Here is an 11,793-nt window from a genome sequence, read left to right as displayed (position 1 = left end):
CGGCGGCACGGGCGCGGCCGGCGCGGCCTTTGCCAGCTCGACCGGTTCGATCACGGCTGCCTTCGACACCTGCACCGGCGCCGGTGCAGGCACGGAAACGGGCGTCGGCACTGCCACTGGCGCAACGGCAGCGGGCACGGCAGGCGCGGCAGCTGGCGCTACGTCCTGGCCTTCCAAGGTTAGCAGGCGCTGCTGTATGCCGTCGACTTCCTTGCGCAGGCGCGCCGTCAGCAATTCCAGATCCGCCACTTTTCTGCGGTACTGCAGCACCAGCACGAAGCCGGTGATCAGCACGCCAAGGATGAACAGCGTTATCAATCCAAACATGGGTCAGCTTTCCTGGAGGGGCGGGGCGAAGACTCCGCAGTATGCGCACATTACCTTATTATCAAGAAACGGGCGTTTTTTGTTGTGTAGGGGAAAGGCGTCAGGTGCGGGGCCAGCATGGCGCGGCGCGGCGCTTTCCGTATTGACGCTAAGCAAGATGGCGACATTCAGATTGTCGTGCGCAAGATAGTGCTGTATTTTAGCAATTCCTTAATTGCCGGTTCCCCATGCCATGAGTCAAAGCAGCCAGTTTTCCTTATTGTCGCAGCGCCGTTTCGGGCCCTTCTTCTGGACCCAGTTCTTTGGCGCCTTCAACGACAATCTGTTCAAGACGGCCCTGATGGTGATCCTCGCCTACGATGCGCTGAGCTGGACCACGCTCGACCCGTCCACCATCACCAATTTGATCCCCGGCCTGTTCATCCTGCCCTACGTCGTGTTCTCGGCCACGGCCGGCCAGCTGGCCGACAAGTTTGAAAAGGCGGGCCTGGCCCGCTTCGTGAAATGGATGGAGCTGGCCATCATGGCGGTCGCCGCCGCCGGCTGGATGACGCACACCTTGTGGCTGCTGGTGGCCGCCGTCGTCGGCATGGGTGTACATTCGACCCTGTTCGGCCCCGTCAAGTATGCCTACCTGCCGCAGCAACTGAAACCCGAGGAATTGGTCGGCGGCAATGGCCTGATCGAGATGGGCACGTTTGTCGGCATCTTGCTGGGTGAAATCCTCGGCGCCGTGCTGATCGTGCACAAGCCGCTGGGCGTGGAATTGGTGGCCGGCGCGACGATTGCCGTGGCCGTGTTCGGCCTGATCGCCAGCTACCGCGTGCCGCGCACGCCCGCGCCGGAGCCGGATTTGAAGGTGAGCCTGAATTTTGTCGCCGAATCGTTCCGCAATCTGAATTTTTCGCGCAAGAACCGTCCCGTTTTCCTGGCCATGCTGGGCAATTCGTGGTTTTGGTTTTACGGCGCGCTGATCCTGGCCCAGTTTCCCGTCTACTCCAAGGACTTCCTGCATGGCGACCACAGCGTGTTCGTGCTGCTGCTGACCGTGTTTTCCGTCGGCATCGGCACGGGCTCCCTGCTGTGTGAAAGGTTGTCCGGCCACAAGATCGAGATCGGCCTGGTGCCGTTCGGCTCCATCGGCCTGTCGCTGTTCGGCATCGACCTGTATTTCGCCAGCAATGCGTATGCGAACACGCAAGTGGTCGATGCGCTGGCGTTCGTCAGCCAGGCGGGCGTGCCGCGCATCCTGATCGACATCGTCATGATCGGCGTCTTCGGCGGCTTCTTCATCGTGCCCCTGTTCGCCCTGATCCAGACGCGCTGCGACCCGAAACACATTTCGCGCACGATCGCCGGCATGAATATTCTCAACGCCCTGTTCATGGTGGCTGCCGCCGGCGTGGCCATCGTGCTGCTGGGCAAGGGCTTTACCATCCCCGAACTGTTCCTCGTCACGGCGATCCTCAATGCGCTGGTGGCCGCCTACATCTTCTCGCTGGTGCCGGAATTCCTCATGCGCTTCCTCGCATGGATACTCATCCAGACCGTGCACCGTGTTAAAGTCGTCGATGGCGAACGCATTCCCACGGAAGGGGCGGCCGTGCTGGTGTGCAACCATGTCAGCTATGTGGACGCCATCGTCATCATGGCGGCCAGCCCCCGCCCCATCCGTTTCGTCATGGATCACCGCATCTTCAAAATGCCGCTGATGGGCTGGATTTTCCGTACGGCCAAGGCGATTCCCATCGCGCCCGCCAAGGAAGATCCTTTCCTGATGGAAAAGGCGTTCATCGATATCGCGCAAGCGCTGCACGAGGGCGAACTCGTGTGCATCTTCCCCGAAGGCAAGCTGACCCGCACGGGCCAGATCAGCGAATTCAAGGGCGGCATCGCCAAAATCGTCGAGCGCAGCAAGGTGCCCGTGATTCCGCTGGCGCTGCGCGGCTTGTGGGGACATTTGTTGAGCCATCGCAATGGCCATTTGTTCGAGCGCGCCTTCAAGGCGGGCCTGCGCTCGCGTCTGTCACTGGCCGTCGGCGTACCCGTGGCGCCCGAGGCCGCCACGCCGGAGTTGCTGCAACAGAAGGTGCAGGAATTGCGCGGCAAGTGGAAGTAAACGCTACTGCGTCTGCGTAGCGGCCGCCGTCCGCTGCGCCAGGTGCTGTTCCAGCAGGGCGGCGATGGCGTCGAAATCCACCGGTTTTGTCAGGTGATGGTCGAAGCCGGCTTGCTCCGTGCGTGCGCGCGCCTCGCCCTGGCCCCAGCCCGTCAGGGCGATCATCAGCACGTCGCGCCCGTGCGCGCGCTGGCGGATCTGGCGCGCCGCTTCGTAGCCATCCATGTCCGGCATCCCCAGATCCATCACGACCAGTTGCGGCCACGCCAGCTCGACGGCCGCCAGCGACTGCGCGCCGCCATACGCGACCGTGGCCGCATAGCCCTCGAGCTGGAACAGGCTTTGCAGGGAATCGGCCGCGTCGCGGTTATCGTCCACCACCAGCACTTGTACGGGCTGGCCCGCGCTCACGGGCGCGTCGTTCCTGGAGGCCGGCATGGCGGCCGGGGCGCCACCGGCGCTGGCCGGCAACGTGACGATGAAGCGGCTGCCACGCCCGGCGCCATCGCTGTAGGCCTCGATGCTGCCGCCATGCATTTCGGCAAATTGGCGCGCCAGGCTGAGGCCGATGCCCAGGCCACTTTTTATCTGGCCTGCCACCGTGCGTCCCTGTTCGAACATGGAAAAGATGCGCGCGAGGGCGTCCGGATCGATGCCGATGCCATTGTCTTCGACCATCACCTGTAACTGGCCCTGCGCCAGGCGCGCCGTCATGTTGATGTGTCCGCCTTCTTGTGTGAACTTCACGGCATTCGAGACGATATTGGCAAATATCTGCACCACCCTGGCATAGTCGGCGTGCAAGGTCACGGCATGTGGCGGCAATTCCAGCGTGATGCCGATGCGCCGGCTGCTGGCCGCAGGCTGGCACAGTTCGATGACATGCTCGAGCACTTGCTGCAGCTCAAATTCCTTGCGCTGCAGCACTACCTTGCCGCTGGTGATGCGCGCCACGTCGAGCAAGTCATCCACTAGCCGCGTCAGGTGCGTCACTTGGCGCTCGATCACGTCGCTCAGCTTGGCGACTTGCTCCGAGGACGGAAACAGGTGCTTGAGCAGGGCCACCGACGACTTGATGGGCGCCAGCGGATTGCGCAGTTCATGCCCGAGGCTGGCAATGAATTCATCCTTGCGCCGCTGCGTCTCGCGCACCTGGTATTGGCGCTGGCGCGCGCGCAGCATGGCGTGGGCCGAAGTGATCAGGGTCAATATGTGCACGGGGCGTTCCAGCAGGGTCAGGTTGCCCAGGGTGGCAATGGCTTGCCGCAAGGGCAGGGAATCGAGCCGCGCGTGCGTCAGCACCGTAATCGGCAAGTCGGACCAGTCCGGCTGCTGGCGTGTATAGGCGTCGAGCACGGCGTAGACGCCGGCGTGCAAGGCCTCGTCCACCGTCAGCACGCCGCCGGCGCCCAGCGCCAGCTCTTCGGCCAGTTCGCCGGGCGAGCGGCAGGCGTGGCTGGCGATGGCGCTGCCTGCCAATACCGTGCCGGCCAGGGCGGCATCCTGGCCGGCAGGCGCATAGATCAGGATGCGCAGCTCCATGGCGTTCCTAGGGAAATGGCGTGCCGCCAATGGTGGGCAAGCCCGACAGGATGCCGTGAAAACCGGCCAGGGCCGGGCCGATGCGCACGCCTTGCGGGCTGATGTCGAAGCGGCGGATGCTGCGCTCGTGCGCGCTGCCGCGCTTCTTGAAGACGGAAATGGCTTGCCGCACCTCGCCTTCCGTTTCGTAGTAGCGCAGCATGATGACGCTGTCGGCCAGGTAGCTGGCGTCGGCCGCCGTCGTCATCGCGGTGCCCAGCATGTTTTGCTGCACGCCGACGAGCAGGGTGGCCACGCCGTGCTGGCTCAGGTAATTGAGCAGTTCGTGCAGGTAGGTGCTCTGGAAGCGCTCATCGGGTACGGCATGCATGTAGCCGTTCAGGCTATCGATGACGATCACCCTGGCGCCCCGCTGCGCTGCGTCGACCACGGCCTGGGCGAATTCGCCCGGTGTCAGCTCGGCCGGGTCGATCTGCTGTGCGCTCAGCAAACCCGTATCGAGCGCCGCCTGCAGGCGCATGCCCACGCTGTCGGCCCGGGTCAGCAGCTTGCTGCGCGCTTCCTCGAACAGGAACATGGCGCACGGTTCGCCTCGCTCCGTGGCCGCGTGCACGAATTGCGCCGCCAGGGTGGACTTGCCGCTGCCGGCGGGGCCGGAAATGAGCGTGCTCATGCCTTCTTCCAGGCCGCCGCCTATCATGGCGTCGAGCTCGGGCACGCCGCTCGACAGGCGCCGATGGCCGCCATCGCGGCGCGTGTCGGCCGCCACCAGGCGCGGAAAGACGACCAGGCCCTCATGGGCGATCTTGTAGTCGTGCGTGCCGCTGCGAAACGGCACGCCCCGGTATTTCACCACGCGCACACGGCGCCGGTCAGTGCCGTAGTCCTGGTTTTGCAGCTCCAGCGAGATCACGCAGTGGGCCACGCTACGCACTTGCAAGCCGTCGTCGAGCGCGGAACGGTCATCGATCAGCATGGTGGTGCAGTGCCGGCTGGCCATGTATTGTTTCAGGGCCACGACCTGGCGCCGGTAGCGCAGCGGGTTTTCCGCCAGCAGTTGCAATTCGGACAGCGAATCGAGCACGAGGCGGGCCGGGCGGTGCTTTTCGATGGCGGCCAGGATGCGCTGGTTGGTCGAGGCCAGTTCGATTTCCGATGGGTGGAAGATGGTGTACTGGCGTTCGGGGTCGAGCATGTCGTCGTTGGGCGCCACTTCTTCGATGGCGATGCCGGCCAGGTCCCAGCCGTGCGACAGGGCGGCGGCGCGCAGTTCGATCTCGGATTCGGCCAGGGCGATATACAGCACGGGCACGCCGCTGCGCGCCCCTTCGGCCAGAAACTGCAGCGCCAAGGTGGTCTTGCCTGTGCCGGGCACGCCTTCGACCAGGTACAGCCGCTCGGCCAGCAGGCCGCCCGTGAGTATGGCGTCGAGGCCGGGCACGCCCGTCGACAGCAGTGCGTCCAGGCCGCCCGCACCATCGTGTTGGGCCGTTCCTTGCGTTCCTTGCGCCTGTGCCATCATCATCGCACCCCCGCTTCGCCACGCCGTGGACAATATAGTAGCGCGTCTGCCGGGATGTGTCTTTTCGATACCATTGGTAAATAATTATTTCGCCATGCTTGCCAGGAAGGGCGGTGTTGCGTCCGTGTCGGCCAGTTCAGCAAAGAAATCATGACCCTGCTACAGTATTCACTCAATCCACCTTTTCCGCATTGCCATTTTTGCCACCATCTGTCAGCTTCGTAGCCGGTTTTGCTGGCGTGCCGCCGCTGTAGTTGTCCTCATTTTGTTGCTTCATTGATAATTTAATTCGCTTGATGGTTGCTATGTTTCAATTGTAACGATGCTTGACGATTTTAGAATGATCGTTCATTCTTTGATCTGCGTTAATAAATTTAGTCATTTCTAACGACACTAGCCAGCTTCTTTTTCAGAAAGTCCAAGATGCAACCAACCTTTTCCCTGACGTCGCCGCGTACGAGCGGCGCTATTGCCGTTCTGTGCGCCACTGTAATCATGGCCGGCTGCAGTAAAAAACAGGAAGCACCTCACGCGCAGCAAGCGCCACAGGTGGTCGTGTTTACTGTTAATCCGGCCGCGTTGCCGATGAGCGCCGAATTGCCCGGCCGTACCAATGCCTACCAGGTCGCCGATGTGCGCCCGCAAGTCGGCGGCTTGATCCAGAAGCGCCTGTTCGTCGAAGGTAGCGACGTAAAAGCGGGCACGGCCCTGTACCAGATCGATTCCGCCACTTACCAGGCGGCCGCCAATTCGGCCAAGGCCGCGCTGTCGAAAGCCAAGGCCAATCTGCTGACGGCCGGTCCGAAAGCGTCGCGCTACAAGGAACTGGTCGCCATCGAAGGTGTGAGCCGCCAGGAATACGATGATGCCGTCGCTGCGTTCGAGCAAGCCAAGGCAGACGTCGAGTCCGCCACTGCGGCGCTGGAATCGGCCAACATCAACCTGCGCTACAGCACCGTGACGGCGCCGATCAGCGGCCGCACCAGCCGCTCGACCGTGACGGCCGGCGCGCTGGTCACGGCGGGCCAGGCCGAAGCGCTGACGACCGTGCAGCAACTCGACCCGATCTATGTCGACGTGACCCAGTCGAGCACCGATTTGCTGCGCTTGAAGCGCCAGATGGCCGATGGTTCGCTGAAGAAAGTGGGCGAAGGCCAGGCCAAGGTCGATTTGATCTTGCCGGACGGCAGCAAGTACGGCGAATCGGGCAAGCTGCAGTTTTCCGGCGTGACGGTCGATCCGACCACGGGTAACGTGATCTTGCGCGCGTTGTTCCCGAACCCGAAAGGCGAATTGCTGCCAGGTATGTACGTGCGCGCGCAGCTGGAAACGGGCGTCGATGAGAAAGCCATTACCGTGCCGCAAGTGGGCGTGACGCGCAACCAGAAGGGCCAGGCCACGGCCATGATACTGAACAAGGAAAACAAGGTCGAACAGCGCGTACTGACCACCAGCGGCACCGTCGGCACCAACTGGCTGGTGACGTCCGGCCTGGCCGCAGGCGACCGCGTGATCGTGGAAGGCTTGCAAAAAGTCAAGCCAGGCGCCCCAGCCGTTGCCGTACCAGCCAAGGCCGAAGCCGCTCCTGCACCTGCGCCCGCCGCTGCCGCCTCTGCCGCAGCATCGGCTGCCAGCGCCCACTAATTCAGGAGAATATTAATGGCCCGTTTTTTCATTGACCGCCCGATTTTTGCCTGGGTGGTCGCGATCGTCATCATGCTTGCCGGCGTGATTTCGATCCTCAGCCTGCCGATCGCGCAGTACCCGAGCATCGCTCCGCCGTCGATTTCGATCAGCGGCTCCTATCCTGGCGCCTCCGCCAAGACCGTGGAAGATGCCGTCACCCAGGTCATCGAACAAAAGATGAAGGGTATCGACGGCTTGCGCTACATGTCTTCGTCGAGCGATGCGACTGGCGGCATCAGCATCACGCTGACGTTTACCAGCGGCACCAATCCCGACATCGCCCAGGTGCAGGTACAGAACAAGCTGCAGCTGGCCACGCCACTGCTGCCGACGGCTGTCACACAACAGGGTCTTGTTGTGTCGAAAGCGACGAAGAACTTCCTGATGGTGTTCGGCTTCATTTCCGAAAACGGCAAGATGGACCAGACCGACTTGAGCGACTATGTGGCCGCCAACGTCGTCGATCCGCTGAGCCGTGTTGCCGGCGTGGGCGACGTGACCCTGTTCGGTTCGCAGTACGCGATGCGTATCTGGCTCGACCCGGCCAAGCTGCAAAGCTTCAATCTGACCCCGGCGGACGTGATCACGGCCGTGCAGGCGCAGAATGCGGAAGTGTCGGCCGGTGAACTGGGCGGCACGCCGTCCGTCAAGGGCCAGCAGCTGAACGCCACCGTCTCGGCGCAAAGCCGCTTGCAAACGGTGGAGCAGTTCGGCGCCATCTTGCTGAAAACCACCACCGAGGGCGCCATGGTGCACCTGAAGGATGTGGCAAGCATGGAACTGGGCCGCGAGAACTACAACACCGTGGCCCGCTACAACGGCCATGCGGCGACCGGCGTGGCGATCAAGCTGGCGACGGGCGCCAATGCGCTCGATACGGCCAATGCGGCGAAAGCCATGCTGGGCAACCTGAGCAAGCAATTCCCTGAAGGCATGAGCTACCAAGTGGCGTTCGACACGACTCCGTTCGTGAAACTGTCGATCGAAGAAGTGGTGAAAACCCTGGTCGAAGCCGTCATCTTGGTATTCCTGGTGATGTATCTGTTCCTGCAAAATTTCCGCGCCACCCTGATCCCGACCATGGCCGTGCCGGTCGTGCTGCTCGGTACCTTCGGCATCCTGAATGCATTCGGCTATTCGATCAATACGCTCACCATGTTCGCCATGGTGCTGGCCATCGGCCTGCTGGTCGACGATGCGATCGTGGTGGTGGAAAACGTCGAGCGCGTGATGAGCGAAGAGGGCTTGTCGCCGCTGGAAGCGACGCGCAAGTCCATGACGCAGATCACGGGCGCGCTGGTCGGTATCGCCATGGTGCTGTCGGCCGTGTTCGTGCCGATGGCTTTCTTCGGTGGTTCGACGGGCGTGATTTACCGCCAGTTCTCGATCACGATCGTCTCGTCGATGGTGCTGTCCGTCGTCGTCGCGCTGGTGTTTACGCCAGCCTTGTGCGCCACCTTGCTGAAACCGGTCGAAAAGGGCCATCACGCAACGAACAAGGGTTTCTTCGGCTGGTTCAACCGCAGCTTCGATAGCAGCAGCAACAAATACCAGGGCATGGTCGGCAGCATGATCCGCCACCGCGCCCGTTCGATGCTGTTGTACGTCATCCTGCTGGCCGGCCTGGTATTCGTCTTCATGCGCCTGCCGACCTCCTTCCTGCCGGAAGAAGACCAGGGCATCCTGTTTACGCAGATTCAATTGCCGACGGGCGCCACGCAAGAGCGCACCCTGAAAGTGATCGAGCAGGTCGAAGACCACTTCATGAACAGCGAGAAAGACAACGTCGCTTCCGTGTTTGCCGTGGCCGGTTTCAGCTTCGGTGGTAACGGCCAGAATACGGGTATCGCCTTCGTGCGCCTGAAAGACTGGTCGCTGCGCAAGGACGTGGCGCAAAAAGCGCCGGCCGTGGCCGGTCGCGCCATGGGCAAGCTGTTGCAGATCAAGGATGCGATGGTGTTTACGTTCGCTCCGCCTGCCGTGCTGGAACTGGGTAACGCCACCGGTTTCGACATGCAGTTGCAGGATATCGGCGGTGTCGGCCATGACGCCCTGATGGCGGCGCGTAACCAGTTGCTGGGCATGGCCTCGCAGAATCCTGCCATGGTTGGCGTGCGTCCGAACGGCCAGGAAGATACGCCGCAGTACAAGATCGACATCGACCAGCAGAAAGCTACCGCGCTGGGCTTGCAGATCTCGGAAATCAACCGCGTGCTGAGCGTGGGCTGGGGTAGTTCGTATGTGAACGACTTCCTCGACCGCGGCCGTGTGAAGAAAGTGTTCATGCAGGGTAATGCCGAATCGCGCATGCTGCCGGAAGACTTGAACAAATGGTTCGTGCGCAATAGCGCTGGCCAGATGGTGCCGTTCTCGGCATTCGCCACGGGCAAGTGGATCTATGCTTCGCCGCGCCTGGAACGCTACAACGGCTTGCCGTCGGTGGAGATCCTCGGTACGCCGGCGCCGGGCCAGAGCACGGGCGCCGCCATGAACGCGATGGAAGAGATGGTCGCCAAGCTGCCGCCAGGCATCGGCATGAGCTGGACCGGCGTGTCGCTGGAAGAGCGCGAATCCGGTTCGCAGACGCCGCAGCTGTATGCGCTGTCCTTGCTGATCGTCTTCCTGTGCCTGGCCGCGCTGTATGAAAGCTGGTCGATTCCTTTCTCGGTGCTGCTGGTGGTACCGCTGGGCGTGATCGGTGCCGTGCTGGGCACCTGGTTCTTCGGCCTGTCGAACGACGTGTACTTCCAGGTGGGCTTGCTCACGGTGGTGGGTCTGTCGGCGAAGAATGCGATTCTGATCGTCGAATTCGCCAAGGAAATGCAGGAATCGGGCATGTCGCTGCTGGACGCGACCTTGCATGCGGTGCGTCTGCGTCTGCGTCCAATTCTGATGACCTCGATCGCTTTCGGTCTGGGCGTGTTGCCACTGGCGATTTCCAGCGGCGCCGGTTCCGGCAGCCAGAACGCCATCGGTATCGGCGTGCTGGGCGGCATGTTGACGGCCACGTTCCTTGGTATCTTCTTCGTGCCGGTGTTCTTCGTGCTGGTGCGCGGCTTCTTCTCGAAGCCGGACGCGCCAACCACGCCGGCGACGCCTGGTTCGCCAGCCGTCACGCTTTCTAAGGATGCGCATTAATATGAAAAAAACGCTACTCTCCATGGCGGCACTGGCCTTGCTGGCCGGTTGCAGCCTGGCCCCCACGTACGAGCGTCCGGCAGCGCCGGCGCCCACGGCGTGGCCGACCGGTCCTTCCTACAAGGCCGACATGGCCGCCGCCGACGCCAAGCCGGTGGCGGACGTCGCCTGGCGCGAGTTCTTTGCCGATGCGCGTTTGCGCCAGGTACTGGAACTGGCGCTGGCCAACAACCGCGACCTGCGCGTCTCGATCCTGAACATCGAGAAGGCGCGCGCCACCTACGGCATCGAACGCGCCGCCCTGATCCCGACCCTGTCGGCCTCGGGCGGCCAGTCGGCCACGCGTATCTCGAAAAACCAGAGCGCCACCGGCGAAGCGTCCATCAATCGCCAGTACACGGCGAACCTGGGCGTGTCGGCGTACGAGCTGGACTTCTTCGGCCGCGTGCGCAGCCTGTCCGACAGCGCGCTGGAACAATACCTGGGCACGGAAGAAGCACGCCGTGCACAGCAGATCAGCCTGGTGGCCGAAGTGGCCAGCACCTATCTGAACCTGGTGGCCGACCAGCAGCGCCTGCGCGTGGCGCAAGACACGCTGAAGAGCCAGCAGTCGTCGTATGACCTGGCCGTGCGCCGCTTCAGTGCCGGCGCCACGTCGGGCCTGGACAAGTACGATGCCCAGACCAGCGTGGAGGCTGCCCGTTCCGACGTGGCCGTCTACACGAGCCAGGTTGCGCTCGACCAGAACGCGCTGGTCTTGCTGGTGGGCGGCCCCGTGCCGGCCGACCTGCTGCCGCAAGGCGAGTTCGGCGCCGTGACGGCCCTGGCGGACATTCCGTCCGGCGTGCCGTCGGACGTGCTGCAACGCCGTCCCGACGTGCTGGCGGCCGAGCGCACCTTGCGCGCGGCCAACGCCAACATCGGCGCGGCGCGCGCGGCTTTCTTCCCGCGCATTTCGCTGACGGCGACGGCGGGTTCGGTCAGCGACAACCTGTCCGGCCTGTTCAAGGGCGGCAGCGGCACGTGGAGTTTCCTGCCGCAGATCAGCTTGCCGATCTTCGATGGCGGCGTGAACCGCGCCAACCTCGATATCGCCAAGGTGCAGCGTGAAATCTCCGTGGCGCAATACGAAAAGGCGATCCAGGTCGCCTTCCGTGAAGTGTCCGATGCGCTGGCCCAGCGCGGCACCATCGACGAGCGCCTGCAATCGCAGGTCTCGCTGGTCGAGGCGTCGACGAAGAGCTACACCATCCACGATGCGCGTTACAAGCAGGGCGCCGAGTCCTACCTGAACGCCCTGGTGGCCCAGCGCGCGCTGTACACGGCGCAGCAAAGCCTGATCACGGCGCGCCTGGCCAAATCGACCAACCTGGTCACCTTGTACAAGGTGCTGGGCGGCGGTTGGCAGCCTGAGCAGACAGCCGTCGCGGCGGCTGGCGGCGCCCAATAATCACGGGGA

At 63.0% G+C, this 11,793-nt stretch carries 6 protein-coding genes and 1 pseudogene; 4 read left to right on the top strand and 3 right to left on the bottom strand.

Annotated features, from left to right (window positions below):
* Nucleotides 1-327 (bottom strand): annotated as a pseudogene (locus V3C40_RS17490) (hypothetical protein); the annotation flags it as partial.
* A gap of 232 nt (nucleotides 328-559) precedes the next feature.
* Here V3C40_RS17490 and V3C40_RS17485 point away from each other — a divergent pair.
* Complete coding sequence (locus V3C40_RS17485) at nucleotides 560-2,446, top strand: MFS transporter (protein WP_034752172.1); 1,887 nt, start codon at nucleotides 560-562, stop codon at nucleotides 2,444-2,446.
* 3 nt (nucleotides 2,447-2,449) lie between these two features.
* Here V3C40_RS17485 and V3C40_RS17480 read toward each other — a convergent pair whose 3' ends face one another.
* The gene (locus V3C40_RS17480) at nucleotides 2,450-3,988 is read right to left on the bottom strand and encodes a hybrid sensor histidine kinase/response regulator (RefSeq protein WP_331778092.1); all 1,539 of its coding nucleotides are present in this window, start codon (nucleotides 3,986-3,988) and stop codon (nucleotides 2,450-2,452) included.
* A 7-nt stretch (nucleotides 3,989-3,995) separates the two neighbouring features.
* Nucleotides 3,996-5,507 carry an ATPase domain-containing protein gene (locus tag V3C40_RS17475; RefSeq protein ID WP_331778101.1) on the bottom strand — a complete coding sequence of 504 codons (1,512 nt, stop codon included), beginning with the start codon at nucleotides 5,505-5,507 and terminating at the stop codon, nucleotides 3,996-3,998.
* 426 nt (nucleotides 5,508-5,933) lie between these two features.
* Here V3C40_RS17475 and V3C40_RS17470 point away from each other — a divergent pair, with 426 nt between their 5' ends.
* Genes V3C40_RS17470 through adeC form a run of 3 tightly spaced genes read left to right on the top strand, consistent with a single transcriptional unit; the run spans nucleotide 5,934 to nucleotide 11,784 of the window.
* Entirely contained in the window at nucleotides 5,934-7,154 is a 1,221-nt protein-coding gene (locus tag V3C40_RS17470) for an efflux RND transporter periplasmic adaptor subunit (protein ID WP_072452525.1), read from the top strand.
* A 15-nt stretch (nucleotides 7,155-7,169) separates the two neighbouring features.
* The gene (locus V3C40_RS17465; protein ID WP_331778091.1) at nucleotides 7,170-10,334 is read left to right on the top strand and encodes an efflux RND transporter permease subunit; all 3,165 of its coding nucleotides are present in this window, start codon (nucleotides 7,170-7,172) and stop codon (nucleotides 10,332-10,334) included.
* A gap of 1 nt (nucleotide 10,335) precedes the next feature.
* Complete coding sequence (gene adeC, locus V3C40_RS17460) at nucleotides 10,336-11,784, top strand: AdeC/AdeK/OprM family multidrug efflux complex outer membrane factor (protein WP_331778090.1); 1,449 nt, start codon at nucleotides 10,336-10,338, stop codon at nucleotides 11,782-11,784.
* Nucleotides 11,785-11,793: the final 9 nt, after the last annotated feature.

The sequence above is a fragment of the Janthinobacterium sp. LS2A genome, assembly GCF_036543145.1.
In the GTDB taxonomy this organism is placed as follows: Bacteria; Pseudomonadota; Gammaproteobacteria; order Burkholderiales; family Burkholderiaceae_D; genus Janthinobacterium; species Janthinobacterium aestuarii.
This window is presented reverse-complemented; position numbering and strand designations above follow the sequence as displayed.

What these genes read in the sequence shown, in the direction of transcription:
- V3C40_RS17480 (WP_331778092.1), bottom strand. Translation starts at nt 3,988, where the DNA reads ATGGAGCTGCGCATCCTGATCTATGCGCCTGCCGGCCAGGATGCCGCC.
- V3C40_RS17485 (WP_034752172.1), top strand. Translation starts at nt 560, where the DNA reads ATGAGTCAAAGCAGCCAGTTTTCCTTATTGTCGCAGCGCCGTTTCGGG.
- V3C40_RS17470 (WP_072452525.1), top strand. Translation starts at nt 5,934, where the DNA reads ATGCAACCAACCTTTTCCCTGACGTCGCCGCGTACGAGCGGCGCTATT.
- V3C40_RS17465 (WP_331778091.1), top strand. Translation starts at nt 7,170, where the DNA reads ATGGCCCGTTTTTTCATTGACCGCCCGATTTTTGCCTGGGTGGTCGCG.
- V3C40_RS17475 (WP_331778101.1), bottom strand. Translation starts at nt 5,507, where the DNA reads ATGGCACAGGCGCAAGGAACGCAAGGAACGGCCCAACACGATGGTGCG.
- adeC (WP_331778090.1), top strand. Translation starts at nt 10,336, where the DNA reads ATGAAAAAAACGCTACTCTCCATGGCGGCACTGGCCTTGCTGGCCGGT.